The following is a 17,052-nucleotide window of genomic DNA, read 5'->3' as shown; positions in this document are numbered from 1 at the left end:
CTTCAATCCAGGCGGTGAATCTGCTGCGTGAACCTCACAAGCGCTGCGCACGGGCTCGCCGGGATGACGTGCTGATCCCGGAGATTCAACGCGTTTGGCGGGTCAACATGCAGGTCTAACGTGTCGAGAAAGTCTGGCGACAACTAGCGCGCGAAGGCGTAATGGTGGCCCGTTGCACAGTCGAGCGACGGTTGCGATGCTGTCATGTGGGAATGCGCATCTTCTGTTAGTCTCATTTGAGACTTCGGTGCGCTTGTCACAGTGGACTGCGTAGTTTCATCCGATGTTTTGAAACGAGAGGACAATCCATGCAAGCCTTGAAAGACGCTAGAAAGCTAGTCGAGCGCAATCCCCAAAGCGAGACGGCAAGGATCCTTTCGTCCTTAGTGATCGCACTGGCGTCAGATGCTGATTTTCCGCTGTCCAAGTTGTACACGCTTGACTACGATGGCTTCGAATTAGCAATACAGTTGTTGAGCGAGTGGCGGATAGATCGGTACTATTCCAAGAAAGCCATTTTGCTGGATCTATCTTTTCAGGTAACCGAGATGCACGCGGAGCAAGCTGTAGCGCATGTTCCTGCTGATGCGTCTGCTTGAGCGCTTCCACGCCTTGATAGTCGATCAGCGCCAGCAAAGAATACGTGCGCTCGGATGCAGCGGTTTCTTCGCCAGTTGACGCTTGATTCGACCTTCGTTGCCTCTGTGCTGAACTGGGTGATGCGCTGAGTTTTAAAGCAGACTGACTGAGCCTGAAATCGCGGGGAGCAGTGTCTGGACGGAAACCAACTTCCCGCGGCTATTCCATCCTGGCTTCAAGCTGCGCTCATTTCGGATGTGTCTGAAGCCACCCTACCAGTTCATTTCTACCCATGGGCATTGCGATGTGGTAACCCTGTCCTTCATGGCAATCCATTGCAAGGAGCACTTCCCAAGTAGCTACATCCTCGATTCCCTCGGCCAGTACACGCAGCCCAAGCTTAGAACCCAGCTGGGCGACCATTTCTGCAATGCGAGCGCCGTCCGGTTCGAGCAGTTGATTGATAAATAACCGGTCAATCTTGATTCGGTCAAGGGGAAGCCGCTCGAGATAGCTCAGCGATGAGTACCCTGTACCGAAGTCATCGATGGCTATCGATATTCCCTTAGCTCTCAATGCTGAGAGCGTTGAGTTCAAAAACTCCGTTGGTAGCGCGGCGACAGATTCCGTAATCTCTAGTTCAAGATGGATCCCTTGTAGTCCACTGCCCGCAAGCGCCTCAAAAACCAGCGCGAAAAACCCCGGATCCTGCAATTGCACCGTAGAGACATTGACAGCCATGCGCTCTGGTGCAATGCCTGCGTCAAGCAATTCCCGCATTGTTTGGCATGCGGAGGAAAGAACCCACTGCCCCAGGGGGACAATAAGGCCGGAGTGCTCAGCAACGGGAATGAACTGATCGGGCGGTACGAACCTACCATCCTCTGTTCGCCACCGCAGAAGCGCCTCGATCCCTACGAGGCCATGGGTGCGGAGGTTAAGCTGAGGTTGGTACACCAGAAATAGCCGCTCGCTCTCGATCGCCTCTCTTAATTCTGAGAGCAGCAATGCTCGCGCCCGAGCCTCAGCCCCCATTTGGTCGGCGTATTGAAGGTCTTGGCCTCGGTGGTCTCGTTTTGCTCGTTTGAGCGCGATGGTGGCGTCCTTGACCAAATCTGCCCCAGCCTGGGGCTCTTCTGGCAAAAGGACATATCCGCAAGTGAGCGAGACTTTATGCGGTACGCCATCGATATTCAATGGCTGGCGCACGCATTCCAAGAGTCGCTTGGGTTGTACCTGACGAATGGATCCAAGCACCCCAAAGGTATCCGCGCCAAGTCGGGCTAACAGTACATTGTCGGGAAGCGAATCCTGCAGGCAACGAGCCACCCGCTCCAAGAGACGATCTCCGAATCGGTGCCCCATCACATCATTCGCTGCACTGAAATCGTCAATGTCGATCAGCGCCAGAACGTGGTCACCTATCCCATGTCGTGCGTACTCATCAACTTCCTTTACGAAGTGGGCACGATTTGGGAGGCTTACCAGAGGGTCGTAGTACGCGCTATCGTGCAGGCGTTCCAGCAAGCCTCGGTTGTGCAGCAGAGTGCTCAAGTTTGCGCAAAATACACCCAGCAATTGCGGATCAAGCTCGCTGAGTTTTTTTTCCGCATCAATAAACACCACAATGTCTTGCTCATCTTTGTGGCCGATATGCAGAGCTAATCCACCGTTGTCTCCGTAGACATTGCACCGTCTCTCCACCGATTTCAGAAGCGTGTCCAGTTCTGGATCCGATGTCACCAAATGAAGCGGCAGTCCCTCTAACTGAAAGAAGCGGCCTGCGGCAGCCTGTACATAGTAGTCGTGAGGACTTGCTGAGCGGCGTGCACACACCACGCCTTCACGACCGACTTTCAATATGGCTGCGAGCTGTGTCAACACACCTGAGGCAAACTCGTGGGAGTCTTTTGTCTCCAGAAGGGTCGCACTGGATCGCAGGATGAGTTCCAAACTTGCTCGGCTGGCATCTACAGCGCAAAGTTGCTTGTAGGAACGGACAGCTGTCACGACCATAGCGAGAAGTCGATCTTGAGTCAGTTCGGCCTTGGTCCGGTAGTCGTTAATGTCGTATTTGAGAAGTGTTTCTAGCCGCGGGACCTGACAGGGCTGTCCTGTGAGAAGCACAATTCGAGTGTTCCGCAGGTCGACCGAATGGCGGATAAAGTCCACAAGATCAAGCCCTGAGCATGCTTGTTCAGATACCACGTCCAGTATGACCATCGCGAGACCGTGTTCGCGAAGTAGTAACGACCTTGCCTCATCGCCCGAAAACGCGTGCATGGACACCAACGGACGGTCGAAAAGTGTTTTTCCTTGTAACGCAGCGCGTGTCGCAGCGTGAACGTCCGGATCATGGTCCACGACAAGGATTCGCCACTTCAGCCCGCTATCAGAATCGACGCTTAGTGCAGCGTCTATGGTGGCAGAACTTGAATCTTGCCCTTCAAGCTTCTCATACCTCATGCTGGAAAGGGTGCAAAGAAGACGCTGCGATACGGACTTGGTTTCGTCCACCGCGCTTTGCCACGTAGAGCGCCTCGTCTGCAAGCCCATAAGCACTGTCGAAATCACCACCGGATGGTGCCCAGCTTATGCCGAAGCTGGCGGTAACGCCACTACCGTCGGGCAGATCAAAGTTGTGGGTTTCGATTGCATGCCGCAATCCTTCCGCAACCCGCTCGGACTCGGCTTCACTTTGCCGAGGCAGGACGACAGTGAATTCTTCGCCCCCAACCCGTCCGATTTGCGCTGTAGCGGGCACTACTGCTTGAAGGCAAGCAACGACACCAAGGATCACCTTGTCACCGGTGGGATGACCAAAACTGTCATTGATCCGTTTGAAATGATCAATGTCGAGAACGATTAGTGCAAGATCTTCGTGAATGAAACGGCGATTCACCAATTCGATGACTGCGGCTCGATTGAGGACACCGGTAAGAGGATCGTGATTCGCACGGTGTTCAAGTTCAGCTGCCAATTCTTGAAGCCGTGTGTTTAGCTGATTCATCTCCAGTTCCGCTCTGTCACTGCGGCGTACAAGTCTGCGCGTTTCACGCAGTAGTCTCTCGTATGCGAGGATCAGGTCGCCGAGGGCTTGTCGGCATTGAATTGGTTCAGCCTCTACGAAAGCGGCTTGGGATGCTCTGGCGACTAAAAGCGATTGATTCTCCGCCTCAAACAAATCTGCCGGAGAGCCAGTGGCCGGGGTATCCATTTAAGCGGCTTTCACTGGATGTATGACAAATTCGATTGCCGGAAAATCTTCACTCAGCTCTTGCCCGAACTCGAGGATGGTGTCGTCTTCCTCATCGTGATACCAATTGAGCACCACGCGATTGCCAGCCTCAGCTGCATTACTAAGCGCTTCAATCAGATTGAACAACATCTTTGTGCTGGAACTGTTGAAGTATGCGAGTGCAACGTTCACTTCGAGAGTCGCCTCCGTCTGTGCGGATAGATAGTCTTTGAGACGCGCGAGGATGTCCCCGTAGAAGACAGCAGCGTTCTCAGGATAAGACTCTCCACGCAGGCTCATTGTGTTCGTATCAAACTTGAAATCCACTTCTGGTGAACTGGGCGTCGGAGCTATGTAGAGGTTTTCCATCGGTGTTCTCGATTTGTTGATCGACTAGTGGTGGCTAGATTGCCGCCTTCAAGTACAAGACAGGCGAACCGCCAGACTCGGTGTCGAAATCAAACTCCAAAGGCTCTTTGGCGTCGCGGGCGACGGTCAAAAACCCCAAGCCCGCACCTTTACTCCCTTCAGGAGGGCCGCCACGCAGTGTCTGTCGATAGGCCTGCTTTATTTCTTCGAGTGTCATGTTACGAAGCGCACTCAGTTTCATCCTCAGGTTTTCGACCATCAATGAGTCGATCGGGTTTGCGCACAGCAACATAAAGCTTCCGTCTGTTTCTCGTCGAATGCAGACCGAACCGTGACGCAGTTCCCCGTTGTCCTGGCTTGGAGGAGTAAGGGAGTCAGCCGAATAGTGAATGATGTTTTGCGCAATCTCCACGAATGACGAAAACAATTTGCGTCGTGTTGGAGCAGCCACATCGGCCACTTCAAGCTGTAGCTTCACCGCGTCGGCCATTGCCGCAACGATGTGCTGCGAGAAGTACCCAACGTAGTAGAAGATGACTTGGTATTGCCGCGCCGAATCGAAGAAGGGGCCGTATTTGTCGGCGATCATGAGGGAAGGCATATGTGGGTTTTAAATCTATGTGCGAAAGCAGAAGAAGGTCAGGTCATCGCGGCGATGGTGTTCACCCTGCCAAACCCGAAGGGCATCAAGCATCGCTGAATTGATCTTTGACGGCGGATTCTCTCGGTGTTCAAGGAGTAGATCGCGCACACGGCGCTTGCCAAAAGCGATGCCCCGTGAGCCGCCAATTTGGTCGATCAACCCGTCGGTACTGACGAACACCAAGGTTCCCCTCGGAAGGCTCACTTCTTGATTTTTCCAAGTGAAGTCGAACTCACTATCGACATATCCGACTCCCTTGCGCTGGCCAATTAGCACGTCAACAGCATCGTCTCCGGAGCGCAACAGGAACATCGAAAGTTGTGCACCCGCGAAGATCAAACGGCCATTTCCAGGTTCGAACCAAAAGCATGCCGCATCCATGCCGTCGTCAGAACCGGGGGTGTCATCTTGGCCGCCAACTTGGCCGAGCATCTGCTTGATACTGCGATTGACGTGTCCCAGTAACTTCGCGGGGTCCCTGGCACCGTTCTGCTCTATCGCCTGGTTCAAGCTCGCTGAAGCGATCAAAGTCATGAAGGCACCGGGTACTCCATGCCCCGTGCAGTCAGCCACTGTTGCAAACCAACCGTCAGAATCAGTGCTGAACTGGTAGAAGTCGCCTCCAACAATGTCTCTTGGCTCCCATACCAAGTTGGCATCGGGGCAGGCTCGAGCCAAGGCATCCAGCGAGCTGCGAAGCGTCGACCGTTGAATCACGCTGGCATACTCAATGCTGTGCATGATTTGACGGTTGCGGGAGGCCTGCATGTCTGCCACCACCCGCATTAGCTGCAACCCGTTGCCTACGCCCGAGAACGCACCCTCGCGGGTGACGATGAAACCATCGGACAGTGCCTTCTCGCCAAACTCCACGGTCCTGAAGGTCAGCGCCTCGATGTCCAACCCTGCGTCCACAATGAGCGGCTCCTTATCCATGAAGGCTATACAGCTCTTGCGACCGTAGACCTCCATGCGGAACGGCTTACTCATCTGGGACAGGAAGATGTTCCGATTGATAAGACCGATGGGTTGACTCCCTTCAACAACCGGAAGACTTACGAGGTCACGATGGCGGGCGAAAACCTCCATGACTTTCTCGTTTGTTTCACTGGCTGTCAGACACGGCACCTCTACGCACAAATCGGCAGCGCTTGATTGACGAAAGCGGGGCCGAAAGTCGCTCAGGTACTCAGTGGTTTCGGGCATGGAAACATCGCCAAGGGAATGGTTGTGACTAAATGTTACTTGGCACCTATGTCAATAGCGTTACAAATTTTTTGCAGGCGAAGTGATTGTGTCGTGCATATTGGCGAGCAATTTTCGTCATCAATTGTTGACGACATGCACCCGACTCAATACCTTCCAGACCCGAACGACATTGCCACCGCCCTAGCGGCGGTGGTTACCCTGCGACAGGTGGCCGACCAATACGAAGCTCGCGTTGTTGCCTAGGCTCTGCAGCATGGCTGGTCATGGTCACAGATCGCCGAGGCCCTGGGGGTTTCCAAACAAGCAGCCCATCGCCGCCTTTCCTACCTGAAAGACTGACACATTCCAAAGGGGAAACGAATGTTCACGACCCTGCGCAACAAGCTGAAGGACATATGCACGCTGTCTGCACTTTGCGAGGAGTGCTGAGAGAACCACACTTTCTAGTGGTTCCCGGATGGCAGGCTCCGAGCATTTCGTACTGGCTTGCCTTTCCATGCAGGACGACACGGCAGGCGAGTTCTTGCCAGCCTGGGGGCAACATCTGAAGACTTCGGCGACGCGATACGTGTCCAATTCGATGAGTCCCTTCGTCACCTAAGCTGTGGGCCTTAGATAACCGGGAGCTGTGGGATGACGAAGGGCATCCCGCGGCGAGGAACAGACGTAGGGGTGAAAGTGCTGCGAGACTGCGGTGTAAATTATGTGAGGTTCTTTGCGTGCTGATCCTGAAGCTAATTCTTGTTCCCTCATTTCTTGTGCTGCTGACGCTCGCCGGCAAGCGCTGGGGGCCTTCGGTGGCCGGATGGCTTGCCGGTCTACCGGTCGTTGTCGGGCCAATCTTGTTCTTCCTCTCTGTTGAGCAGGGAGTGCTCTTTGCGGCAAATGCAGCGGCAGCAGCCCTGTCCGCCGTGCTTGCCTCGGTTGCTTTCAGCGTCGCCTATTCACGCGCCGCGCAGCGTCAACCTTGGCCACTAGCACTACTCTTCGCGTTGTTTGCTTGGAGCAGCTCAGCGCTATGCCTTTCCGCACTTCCAGCGTCTACGCCGCTTTCCCTTGTCGTCTCAGTATTCGCGCTTATTGCCGCGCCGAGGTTGTTTCCGCGCACCCAGGTTCTCGTGCAGGCGCGAGCGGTCTCCATGCCAGAGCTTGGTTGCCGCGTGCTGACTGGCGCCGCACTCACCATGGCCGTCACATTTGTCGCTGGCACAGTCGGTTCCAGGTGGAGCGGGCTGCTCGCAGTCTTTCCAGTGTTGGGCATCGTGCTTGCAGTGTTCTCTCACCGCACTCAAGGCCCAACCTTCGCGGCTAGCTTATTGCGGGGCATGGCCACAGGGCTCTATTCGTTTGTTGCGTTCTGCCTGATCCTGTCAGTCGGTTTGCCGCATGTCGGAATACCTATCTCCTTCGCCGCCGCGGTAGTAGCTTCGCTCATCGTTCAGGTTGCTTCAAAAGGACACCTAGTCCGCCCATCGAGCGGATTGCCTCTGATGCCGCTCGTGTCAAACGATGGGCGGCACGGGTGATAGTCGTTCAAGTCGTTGAGATACTCTGGACCAAGGCCATACGAGGCGCACCACGAGCTAACGAGCGAGTGGGGCTTTCGCGAGCCTTCGTATTCGAACGCACCCCAAGCCCTTGCTTAGTTCAGCACTACCGATTGGCCGAGTGGGAGGACTTTCAACCAAAGCTGATCAAGTCTGACCTACTGCCGTCTGTGCCTGGGTCTGTTGGTGCGATACGAATCACTAGCCAACCGAATGGTGTCGTCGCACTTGGATTCTTGGGCACTCCGAACTCAGGCCAACCCAGTAGGCACCCCATACAAGAAGCAATCAGGCTCTCATCAGATCAATACGCGCGTTTAGTGGTCAACGCTCGGCATACAAGCTATTCAGGTCAGCACTACTCAGAGACCGTGTACAACATCGCATCCGGCCAAGAAATACCCGCTAATTGTTTTCTTCGGGTCCCGGAGCATGAGCTCGATCTCAGAGCAAATCTGTTCTAGTTCGGCATTGGTGCCTACCCGTCCATCGACAGGCACGTCCAAGGGCTATCGGCCTCGGCCGCGCGTCATGCCCAATGTTGAGCATCCGCTTTCTCAATCCACGAACCGCTGGCATCGGCCACAACCAGACATTCCGACGTAACCTCGCATGGACCAGACCTCCCCCGCATTCCCCGGCATCGTTGACACCGCTCACCTCACGCTGCGCGCTCCGAATCTCTCAGACGCCGAGGAAATGTTCTCGTCGTACACCGCAAGATGCGGACGTCGCGCGGTACATAGTCTGGCAACCGCATGCCTCGTTGGAGGCCACGCGCGGTTTCATCGCTAGCTGCATTGCTCAGTGGAACACCGGCTCGGCTTACCCGTACATCATCACCCTCAAGTCGAGCGGCCAACTGATCGGCATGCTCGAAGCTCGTCCAAGCGCCCACATTGTCAATATTGGGTATGTACTCGCACGCCAGCACTGGTGCCAAGGCTTGATGGTCGAAGCCATTCGGGCGTTCACAGTCCTGGCGCTTCATTTGCCACGGGTGTTTCGCGTTGAAGCGACCTGCGATGTCGACAACTGCCCGTCCGCCCGGGGCGTTGGAGAACAGTGGCTTTCTGCTGGAGGGTCGACTCGCCCGCCACACGGTCCATCCGAACATCTCAACTCAGCCCCGCGACTGCTTCATCTACGCCGCTTACCAACCGTAGTGGGAGGCAGAATGAGGCTGTTTGCAGTCAATCAGCCTGGCAAGTGCAATGTCTGCTTTCTCCAAAAGAAGCCCGCACGAGGTGGGCTGAAAAAGGGAAGTAGTCGGCTGTGTCCAGTGGGCGAAAGTTGGATGGCATCTGGTAAGCATGGGCCGTGCCGACAACTTTGACTTTGTCTGGATCAAACGCATCCTCTACACTCCAAATGATACGTATTCTTATGAAGGGGTGGGGATGAACTTGCGCGGCGTTGGTGTTGGCTTGATTTTCTTCCTGGCAACAAACATGGCTCAGGCCGTCTACACCATCAACATCGATCAGGTCGGCGCGAATGTCGTGATGACTGGCAGCGGATCCGTCGACACGAGTTCCATGACTGCTCTGACCACCATAGGGCTGTGCGCCACTGGCAACGGCTTTGTCAGCAGCACCGCTCTGTGCGTTGGTACTGAGACCACTGCTGATCAGTTTGACAATGTTCTTATTCCAAGCCTGTCAGCTTTCAGCACAGCTATGCTCGATGGCTCAAGCTCTTCCGGGCCTGGCGTCTACATCCTCGGCGACGACCTTTACTTGCCGGAGAACTACGTCTCTGCGGCACCCATCTCGAATTCCAGTACGTACGCTGGTACTACCCTGGCTGCACTGGGACTTACTGTGGGGACTCGCTCTTTGTTTGTCCCATCCGGCGACGAGATCGTGATAAACATTGGCCTTGCTCCTCCAGTCTCTCCCGCTACTCCGGCCAGCATTCCTACGCTTGGCGAGTACGCCTTGCTGGGCATTTCGTCTTTGCTGGCCATGCTGGGCATCGGTGCTGCGAGACGTCAGCAGGGCTGAAACCTCGCCTTTTAGGTGATGCTGGTGTGCGCTCCCTCGGGGCGTGCCCATGACTGAAGTTAACCTACAGCCAACAGACGCGTTGAAGGCTGATGGAACCCTTCACAATCAAATGCTGCCCACCGCAAGTTTGAGATGCCTAACTTTGATCATGGATAAATTCTTGCTGCAGCGGCAAGTGCTGGAACGGCTAGCCGAGGACCTGCTGCAGGCCGAACAGGCAATGCGGGCGGCCCATGAAACGGCGACGCACGAAGAGAACATCGCCGAAAACAAATACGACACCTTGGGGCTCGAAGCCGCTTACCTTGCCACCGGCCAGGCTCGGCGCGCCGAAGCCATCCGCCAGGCGATGGCCAACTGGCGCCAATTTCGCCCGCGCCCCTATGACGCCAGCAAAGGGATAGAGCTCGGCGCGCTGGTCTGCCTGGTCGATTCCGCTGACAAGCAGCAACAGCTCTTTCTCGGCCCGAATGGGGGCAGCATGAAGCTGGTCAGCGGTGCTCAGCTCGTTCAGGTCATCAGCAGCGAAGCCCCTTTGGGTCAGGCCATGCTGGGTAAATGCGAGGGTGATGAGGTGTCGATACACGGCTCTCCAATCCGCCAGCAGTTTGAGGTGCTGTGGGTTCATTGAGCCGCATGCAAGTTCACGCCGCATTGGCCGAGGTCAGCGGACGTTCAGGCCTCATGAACGTACCGCATGGCAGGCAGGGTTAGCAGTACTTTGAAACCCGGTACGGGGGCCGAGATGTCACAAGTGGTCAGCACCAACAAAGAAACTGAATTCAGCGCAAGTGTTTCTGCCCGGCGCCATTGGCGGTTGTGAGCAGGGCATATAGCAAACCAGCGACAACGGCACCTGCGGACATCGCCAATAGCCCGGGTAAGTGTCGTGTCGCGTCAATGAACACCGGCATGGGCGCCACCACATCGACGGTGCGCACTGCGGCCACCATACCCGCCCCGGCAGCCGCCGCCAGCAGAGGGCTGCGCCAAACAGGCCAGCGGCGCGCCAGCAAGTGCGCCACGGGCAGCGCCAGTAGCCAACCTGCGGCCAGAATGCCGGCATAGACAGGCGCGAAGCTGATCAAATCTTGCAAAGTCACGCTGGCTCGCTCAGTGGCGGCAATATTCACACCCAAATCCACCAGCGCCCGAAGATTCCATTGCGTTTGGACCACAGACCCCCATACGGCAGCCAGCAGCCACGCCAGCAACAGCGGCGCAAGATGCCGTGTCCAGCGGGGGGATGTGTCAGTGTTCGTTGTGCGCAAACTCATAATGCTCATTATGAAATACGTGTTTGCATTCCTGGTGAGTGTGCTGGTCTCGGTCACGTCCGTTCAGGCTGCTGGCTACCGGGTAGAGACGGTGGCCACGGGGCTCGTGCACCCCTGGTCGCTGGCATTCCTGCCGGGCGGCCGCATGTTGGTGACTGAGCGCCCGGGACGGTTGCGCCTGATTGAGCCAGGGCCTGATGGGCGTCCCCAGTTGCGCGCAGAGCCAGTGGCCGGTGTGCCGCCGGTTCTGGCGCGAGGACAGGCTGGCTTGTTCGATGTGGTGTTGGACCCTGATTTCGTGAGCAACGGCAGGGTGCTGCTGTCGTTCGCTCATGGCACGCCAGAGGCCAACCATCTGCGCGTGGTGAGCGCCAGGTTTGATGGCCGTCAGTTGCTGGAGGTGCGTCCCATATTCACCTCCCAACCTGCCAAGTCAGAAACCCAGCATTTTGGTGGCCGCATGGCCTGGCTGACCGACGGTACTTTGCTGTTCGGCATGGGCGACGGCAACCTGGAGCGCACGGATGCACAAAGGTTGCATACCCATCTTGGCAAACTGCTGCGCATCAAATCGGACGGCAGTGTGCCGGACGACAACCCATTCGTGAAACGCGCAGGGGCCCTGCCGGAGATCTACTCCATCGGACATCGCAACCCTCAGGGGATGGTGGTCGTAGACGGCGTGCCGTATGCCCACGAGCATGGCGCACGGGGAGGCGATGAGCTGAACCGCATCGAGCCTGGCGCCAACTACGGCTGGCCCATCACCACGGGCGGCATCGACTACACGTACTCACGCATCACGCCATATCGCTCCCTGCCTGGCATCCAGCCGCCGCTTGTTGACTGGACGCCATCGATCGCACCGGCAGGGCTGGCCTGGTATGACGGGGCGCTGTTTCCGCAATGGCGCGGCAGTCTCTTTGTCGCAGCGCTGGTTGAACGAAGCGTGCGGCGAGTGCCCATGGTCAAGGGAGTACCTGGGCCTCAGGAGGTGCTGTTTCAGGAAATGGGTGAACGGATCCGCGATGTGCGCTCCGGGCCTGATGGTGCGATTTACCTGTTGACAGACAGCCCCAGTGGGCGAGTGCTGAAGGTGATACCAGCACCTAAGTGAACGCCTCTGGCTCGACGGCGATTTCGACATACATGCCGGGCATTTGGCGAGCAGACCCTGGGTCGTTTCGCACAAGGCTTGGCCGTCGACACCGAGGGCAGCCTACTTGCCCGCCTTGTCGGCCTTGCGCTTGGCCGCCTTCGGATCCACCACCGCCTTGAACTTGGCACCTGCCACGAACTTCGGTACCGTGCTCGCAGGAATCTTCAGCGCAGCACCCGTGGCCGGGTTCTTGCCCGCGCGTGCCGCACGCTTGGCGGACTTGAACGTCCCGAAACCGACCAACTGAACGGCATCGCCTTTTTTGACGGCGGTCTGGATGGTGTCGATCAGGGTGTCCAAAACGGCATTGGCAGCGGTCTTGGAAAGGTCGTTTTTGGACGCGAGGATGGCAACGAGGTCTGCGCGGTTCATGGGTGCTCACAGTGCATGGAAGTTGAAAGCGCCGATTTATCACGCCCTGGCTGACACCTGGCTTGCGATGGCGCAATGGTGCAGTGCACTATTGCAAAAAGGCTCTGCCCCTGCTCGCTTGACCAACTGCTGAATCCAATGGTTCGGTGTAGACGAATCTTCATTTCATCAAACAAAAAGGGCTCCCAATGGGAGCCCCGTTTGCTTGGCTGACAGTGCGGGAGAACACCTCCCATGGCAGCAACACCCGCACTGCGCGAGGTGCCACCACCATGGGAAGTCCCGCAACTGCGTCAATTACATGGCGCTGAATTCGCCGTGGGGGATCTGGCCCAAACGCAGAGCTTCAGCAGCCTGGGCACGCACGGCAGCGCGGTCGGCCGTGGACGAGTACGTCACCACACGTGAACCAGCAGGTTCCTGGCTGCGGGTCTGAGCCACGGTAGCGGCTTCAGCTTGCACTTCGGCGCGGGTGCGGTTCGTGTCGAACTGCAGGGCGAACTGCGAAGAGTCGGCTTCGTCAGCGTGGGCGCCGAAAGCGGTGAAAGCGGCAACAGCGGCGATGGAGAGGAAACGTGCGGTGGTGTTCATGACAAAAATCCTTGGATAAAAAAGCGTCTCAATAAAAGCCGGAACAAAGAGTCACAGCGACACGCTGACAACTGCTTCAAACCGGGTTCGGTGAGTCGCCTTGCGGGTTCGGCTCATCGATGGGTTGAACTGTACGCCGATGGCGTCCATAGAAAAACCACTTGGTCGCAAATTGACTATTCCAGTTTTGAGAACAATTGGGTTTCACAAAAAGCGCATCAAACACTCACCCAAGGGGTGTTCTGCAATGTGTTTTTGCAAAGAAAGCTGTATATTTATCCAGTATTTCAACACTCTGGAGAAGCCCCATGGAAACCATCGAGTCCACCTACACCGTCACCCTGCGCGACTACCCTGAAGAACTGCCCGCCAAGGAGCGCATTGCGGCCGAGGCCCGCTACGCCAAAGTGCTGGAAAAGCAACTGGGTGGCCCCGAACAAGTGGCGGCGGCCCTGGATACCATGAACAACCTCGAAGAGTCTCCGCCAGAGGTGGTGTCACCGGGAGATCTCACCTTGCTCAAAGCCTGGGGCAAGGCCTGCACTGCGGCCAAGCAGGCGGGTTTCCGGGACTTGGGAGAAGGGGATGGGGCGTACTTTGAAGTGCGGCTGGCATGAGTGCGGAGAGCCACTACCGCTGGTGGGTGAAGCCCCCGGCGGCAAGTGGTTCACCACCCAGAGCATGGCACCGGTGACGAACACCGGCGGGGATGCGCAACCATCAGGCACTGTGGTGCCGATGCCTGTTTTTCAGACGTCAATACAAGTGCACCGCACCCGCGTTGTCTCGGCTTTCGCAAGGCGCTGCTGGATGGCTGGGGATCACCAGGTGCTACGCGAGGGGCTAAGGTACTGGCAAAAAACGCATTTGCTCCGTACCCCCACCACGCCACCTAGCTACAGTCAGGCGGCAGCGCAGAGGCGTCCAGCAGCGAGGGCCATGGCACCACGGTCACATTGCGGTTCCCGCAGGTCAATGCACTGCCCGTTAGCGACATGGCCGCACATGAACAAACCAACGGCAGCGCCAACGGTCACTCCCGCACGGAGGTGCTGGTGGTAGAGGACGACATTGCCGTGAGGCAGGGCATTGCAGAGGTGCTGCGCCTGCTGAACTTCAGCGTGCGCGAGGCCTGTGACGGCGAAAGTGGCCTGCGTGAATTGCAGTGCCGTATGCCCGATCTGCTGATGGCCGACTACCTCATGCCGGGCATGAACGGCGCCCAGTTCATCGCCGCGGCGCGGCAGATCAACCCGAAAATCCCGGTGCTGGTGGCCACGGGGCGTGCAGACATGGCAGAGGTCGAAAAGCCGGTGGGCGTGCAGTCGGTGTTGAAAAAACCGTTTGACCTGGAGACGCTGAACGCAGCAGTGGGGAACGAGCTGGCGCGCGGGCCGTCGGGTCGATGAAACGACGACAAAAACCGCGCACCGGGTGGTTTCGTCAGTGCCCGTCACGCGCCATCGGTAACCCGCTGCCACGCTTGCAACCCCAGCAGATCGCGGAATGCGGCAGCGCCTGAAGGCGATATGGCCAGCGCACGGCTATCTGCCGCACGGGTCAGCCACCCTTGGTCCAGGCAGTGCGCGCAGAGCATGGCGCCCAGCCTGCCTGCGATGTGTGACTTGCGTTCGCTCCAGTCCAGGCAGGGCCGGCAATAGGGTCTGCCGCGGTGCTGGGATGGTGGCTGGTGTTGCTCGGTAGCCATCGGTAAACCCCACCGCTCAAGCACATGCGCCGCGCGGTCGGTGACCCGCCCGGCTTCTCCGTCGAACTCGATGGCCTCGTCGGCCAGCAGACGCTCGGCGATGGCAAGCCCCAGGCGCCCGGCCAGGTGGTCGTAGCACAGGCGGGCGGTGCGCAGGGCTTTATCGCGGGGGCCCACCACCATGGGGGTGTGGGGCCGCTGTTGGGTGGCAATTTGCATGATGCCTTCCAGCACCTTGGCCACGTCGCCCGATGCAAGCCGGTGGTAGCGGTGCCGCCCGCGCTGCTCCACACACATCAACCCTGCATCCACCATCTGTGCCAGGTGGCTGCTGGCGGTGGGGGCCGACACATGGCCCGCCTTGGCCAGTTCGGTGGCGGTCAGCAGACGGCCGTCCATTAGCTGCACCAGCATTGCGGTGCGTGCGGGTTCTCCCAGCAGGGATGCGATGCGGGCGATCTGGTTGGTATTCATGGCGGCGCTTTCAATGCATGCAAGCCTAAAGCACGCGGCGAAGCCAACGTTTCGTGCTGCGGCGAAGGACTGGAGTGCGTTTTGTGAAGCTAAGCGCTCATGGCCGCGGTCGCAATTGCCGTCCTACGGCAGGTGTTCGCTCACGCTGACCAAGGCATTCAGGCGATAGGGCTTCAATGAAACAGCTGGCGTCGTCGCCAGCGCCATTTCAAGGAGCTTCACCCATGGAAACCATCTCGCCAAGCCAGGACCAGAACATCCGGGCGAACCAGAAAAAGGATCAGCAGGATCGCCAGAACGAACCTCAGGCGCAGACCCATCCCCATGAACAGCCCGTGGCCGGTCAAGGTCGGCCGAAGAAGCCTCACGACCAAGCTGAACTAAGGGACGCCAGTAGCGACCGTGGCGTGAACGAGGCCCAGCGGGACCAGCAGATCGTGCAAACGCAAAGCAATCAGCAAAGCAATCAGCAGAGCGACAAGCAGAGCGACAAGCAGGGCAGCTGATGGCGCTGATAGGCCTGCCCATTCAAGTGCCGCTTTGGCATCTGCGCAAGTGTGCGCGCAGACGCCACTTGCGCGGGCGTGGCAGCGATGTGGCGTGCCGGTGCCATCTCTCAGTGCTTCCGTCGATAGAAAATATGAACTATCTTGGCCTCTATCGCTTGCTGGTAAAGAGCTGGCAGCTATCAAAATAATAGTATTTATCGCTGATGGCTCAAGAAGTCACCACTCGGCAAAGCTGCCGTCCTTGTGCCGCCACACGGGGTTGCGCCAGCGGTGGCCTTGTGCGGCGCGCTCCCGCACGTAGGCTTCATTCACTTCAATGCCCAGCCCGGGGCCACGGGGGATGGTCACCATACCGTCGCTGTACGCAAACACCTCGGGGTTCGCCACATAGTCCAGCAGGTCGTTGGCCTCGTTGTAGTGAATGCCCAGGCTTTGCTCCTGGATGAAGGCGTTGTAGCAAATGGCGTCCAGCTGCAGGTTGGCAGCCAGGGCAATCGGGCCCAGGGGGCAGTGCAATGCCAGGGCCACGTCATACGCTTCTGCCATGGCCGCGATCTTGCGCGTTTCGGTGATGCCGCCCGCGTGCGATGGGTCGGGCTGGATGATGTCCACACAGCCCTCGGCCAGCACGCGCTTGAAGTCCCAGCGGGAGTACAGCCGCTCGCCCAGCGCAATCGGAATGCTGGTCAGGTGCGCCAGCTCCTTGAGCGCGTCGTAGTGCTCGCTCAGCACCGGTTCCTCGATGAACATCAGGCGGTACGGGTCCAGCTCCTTCATCAGCACCTTGGCCATGGGCTTGTGCACGCGCCCATGAAAGTCCACCCCGATGCCCACGTTAGGCCCCACGGCCTCGCGCACCGCTGCCACGTTGGCCAGGCAGCGCTCCACCTTGTCGTAGGTGTCCACGTACTGCATCTCTTCGGTGCCGTTCATCTTGACGGCGGTGAACCCGCGCGCCACGGCTGCCTTGGCGGCGGCGGCGGTTTCGCTGGGGCGGTCGCCGCCAATCCAGCTGTAGACGCGGATGCGGTCGCGCACAGGGCCACCCAGCAGATCCGCCACGGGCACACCCAGCGCCTTGCCTTTGATGTCCCACAGCGCCTGGTCGATGCCAGCCAGCGCGCTCATGTGGATGCCACCACCACGGTAGAAACCGCCGCGGTAGAGCACTGTCCAGTGGTCTTCGATGTGGCGCGGGTCCTTGCCGATCAGGTAGTCGCCCAGCTCCTCCACCGCTGCGGCCACTGTGTGGGCGCGGCCCTCCAGCACGGGTTCGCCCCAGCCTGTGATGCCTTCGTCGGTCTCGATCTTGAGAAAGCACCAGCGCGGGGGAACGATGAACGTGGTAAGTCGGGTGATCTTCATGGG

General features: G+C 58.0%; 20 protein-coding genes and 1 pseudogene. 11 read left to right on the top strand and 10 right to left on the bottom strand.

Going from position 1 to position 17,052, the window contains the following annotated elements; genetic code table 11:
• Positions 1-26 precede the first annotated feature (26 nt).
• Both ACK4OE_RS13860 and ACK4OE_RS13855 read left to right on the top strand, forming a co-directional pair.
• A pseudogene (locus ACK4OE_RS13860) lies at positions 27-197 on the top strand (IS3 family transposase); the annotation flags it as partial.
• 111 nt (positions 198-308) lie between these two features.
• Complete coding sequence (locus ACK4OE_RS13855) at positions 309-599, top strand: hypothetical protein (RefSeq protein ID WP_409885391.1); 291 nt, start codon at positions 309-311, stop codon at positions 597-599.
• Positions 600-825: 226 nt separating this feature from the next.
• On the opposite strand, the gene ACK4OE_RS13850 is transcribed toward ACK4OE_RS13855, so the two are convergent.
• Genes ACK4OE_RS13850 through ACK4OE_RS13830 form a run of 5 tightly spaced genes read right to left on the bottom strand, consistent with a single transcriptional unit; the run spans position 826 to position 6,035 of the window.
• On the bottom strand, positions 826-3,045 hold the full coding sequence (locus ACK4OE_RS13850; RefSeq protein WP_409885400.1) for a putative bifunctional diguanylate cyclase/phosphodiesterase: 2,220 nt from the start codon (positions 3,043-3,045) through the stop codon (positions 826-828).
• Complete coding sequence (locus ACK4OE_RS13845) at positions 3,035-3,796, bottom strand: GGDEF domain-containing protein (RefSeq protein ID WP_409885390.1); 762 nt, start codon at positions 3,794-3,796, stop codon at positions 3,035-3,037. The genes ACK4OE_RS13850 and ACK4OE_RS13845 overlap by 11 nt, the downstream gene beginning before the upstream one ends.
• Entirely contained in the window at positions 3,797-4,186 is a 390-nt protein-coding gene (locus ACK4OE_RS13840; RefSeq protein WP_409885389.1) for a DUF1987 domain-containing protein, read from the bottom strand.
• Positions 4,187-4,220: 34 nt separating this feature from the next.
• Positions 4,221-4,787 carry a SiaB family protein kinase gene (locus ACK4OE_RS13835; protein ID WP_409885388.1) on the bottom strand — a complete coding sequence of 189 codons (567 nt, stop codon included), beginning with the start codon at positions 4,785-4,787 and terminating at the stop codon, positions 4,221-4,223.
• Positions 4,788-4,802: 15 nt separating this feature from the next.
• Complete coding sequence (locus ACK4OE_RS13830) at positions 4,803-6,035, bottom strand: SpoIIE family protein phosphatase (protein ID WP_409885387.1); 1,233 nt, start codon at positions 6,033-6,035, stop codon at positions 4,803-4,805.
• A 249-nt stretch (positions 6,036-6,284) separates the two neighbouring features.
• Between ACK4OE_RS13830 and ACK4OE_RS13825 the strand changes: the two genes are divergently transcribed.
• The 5 genes from ACK4OE_RS13825 (at position 6,285) to ACK4OE_RS13805 (ending at position 10,225) form a co-directional block, all read left to right on the top strand.
• Positions 6,285-6,377 carry an AsnC family protein gene (locus tag ACK4OE_RS13825; RefSeq protein WP_409885399.1) on the top strand — a complete coding sequence of 31 codons (93 nt, stop codon included), beginning with the start codon at positions 6,285-6,287 and terminating at the stop codon, positions 6,375-6,377.
• A 380-nt stretch (positions 6,378-6,757) separates the two neighbouring features.
• Positions 6,758-7,564 carry a hypothetical protein gene (locus tag ACK4OE_RS13820; RefSeq protein WP_409885386.1) on the top strand — a complete coding sequence of 269 codons (807 nt, stop codon included), beginning with the start codon at positions 6,758-6,760 and terminating at the stop codon, positions 7,562-7,564.
• A 559-nt stretch (positions 7,565-8,123) separates the two neighbouring features.
• Complete coding sequence (locus ACK4OE_RS13815; protein ID WP_409885385.1) at positions 8,124-8,921, top strand: GNAT family N-acetyltransferase; 798 nt, start codon at positions 8,124-8,126, stop codon at positions 8,919-8,921.
• Entirely contained in the window at positions 8,899-9,591 is a 693-nt protein-coding gene (locus ACK4OE_RS13810) for an IPTL-CTERM sorting domain-containing protein (protein ID WP_409885384.1), read from the top strand. The genes ACK4OE_RS13815 and ACK4OE_RS13810 overlap by 23 nt, the downstream gene beginning before the upstream one ends.
• Before the next feature lie 151 nt (positions 9,592-9,742).
• Complete coding sequence (locus ACK4OE_RS13805; RefSeq protein WP_409885398.1) at positions 9,743-10,225, top strand: GreA/GreB family elongation factor; 483 nt, start codon at positions 9,743-9,745, stop codon at positions 10,223-10,225.
• A 151-nt stretch (positions 10,226-10,376) separates the two neighbouring features.
• On the opposite strand, the gene ACK4OE_RS13800 is transcribed toward ACK4OE_RS13805, so the two are convergent.
• Positions 10,377-10,871, bottom strand: coding sequence for a hypothetical protein (locus tag ACK4OE_RS13800; protein WP_409885383.1), 495 nt, complete (start codon positions 10,869-10,871; stop codon positions 10,377-10,379).
• A 10-nt stretch (positions 10,872-10,881) separates the two neighbouring features.
• Between ACK4OE_RS13800 and ACK4OE_RS13795 the strand changes: the two genes are divergently transcribed.
• On the top strand, positions 10,882-11,988 hold the full coding sequence (locus ACK4OE_RS13795) for a PQQ-dependent sugar dehydrogenase (protein ID WP_409885382.1): 1,107 nt from the start codon (positions 10,882-10,884) through the stop codon (positions 11,986-11,988).
• A 102-nt stretch (positions 11,989-12,090) separates the two neighbouring features.
• Here ACK4OE_RS13795 and ACK4OE_RS13790 read toward each other — a convergent pair whose 3' ends face one another.
• Positions 12,091-12,402, bottom strand: a complete 312-nt coding sequence (locus ACK4OE_RS13790) for an HU family DNA-binding protein (protein WP_409885381.1) — start codon at positions 12,400-12,402, stop codon at positions 12,091-12,093.
• 297 nt (positions 12,403-12,699) lie between these two features.
• Positions 12,700-12,993 (bottom strand): DUF4148 domain-containing protein, encoded by a 294-nt coding sequence (locus ACK4OE_RS13785; protein ID WP_409885380.1) that lies wholly within the window; start codon positions 12,991-12,993, stop codon positions 12,700-12,702.
• 308 nt (positions 12,994-13,301) lie between these two features.
• Here ACK4OE_RS13785 and ACK4OE_RS13780 point away from each other — a divergent pair, with 308 nt between their 5' ends.
• On the top strand, positions 13,302-13,610 hold the full coding sequence (locus tag ACK4OE_RS13780) for a hypothetical protein (RefSeq protein WP_409885379.1): 309 nt from the start codon (positions 13,302-13,304) through the stop codon (positions 13,608-13,610).
• Between the two features lie 378 nt (positions 13,611-13,988).
• Complete coding sequence (locus tag ACK4OE_RS13775) at positions 13,989-14,402, top strand: response regulator (protein WP_409885378.1); 414 nt, start codon at positions 13,989-13,991, stop codon at positions 14,400-14,402.
• 44 nt (positions 14,403-14,446) lie between these two features.
• Here ACK4OE_RS13775 and ACK4OE_RS13770 read toward each other — a convergent pair whose 3' ends face one another.
• On the bottom strand, positions 14,447-15,175 hold the full coding sequence (locus ACK4OE_RS13770; RefSeq protein WP_409885377.1) for an ArsR/SmtB family transcription factor: 729 nt from the start codon (positions 15,173-15,175) through the stop codon (positions 14,447-14,449).
• 224 nt (positions 15,176-15,399) lie between these two features.
• On the opposite strand from ACK4OE_RS13770, the gene ACK4OE_RS13765 reads away from it, so the two are divergent.
• Entirely contained in the window at positions 15,400-15,681 is a 282-nt protein-coding gene (locus ACK4OE_RS13765; RefSeq protein WP_409885376.1) for a hypothetical protein, read from the top strand.
• A 219-nt stretch (positions 15,682-15,900) separates the two neighbouring features.
• On the opposite strand, the gene dgoD is transcribed toward ACK4OE_RS13765, so the two are convergent.
• The gene (gene dgoD / locus ACK4OE_RS13760; protein WP_409885375.1) at positions 15,901-17,049 is read right to left on the bottom strand and encodes a galactonate dehydratase; all 1,149 of its coding nucleotides are present in this window, start codon (positions 17,047-17,049) and stop codon (positions 15,901-15,903) included.
• Positions 17,050-17,052: the final 3 nt, after the last annotated feature.

The sequence above is a fragment of the Acidovorax sp. genome (assembly GCF_046314175.1).
Classification (GTDB): Bacteria; Pseudomonadota; Gammaproteobacteria; order Burkholderiales; family Burkholderiaceae_C; genus Acidovorax.
This window is presented reverse-complemented; position numbering and strand designations above follow the sequence as displayed.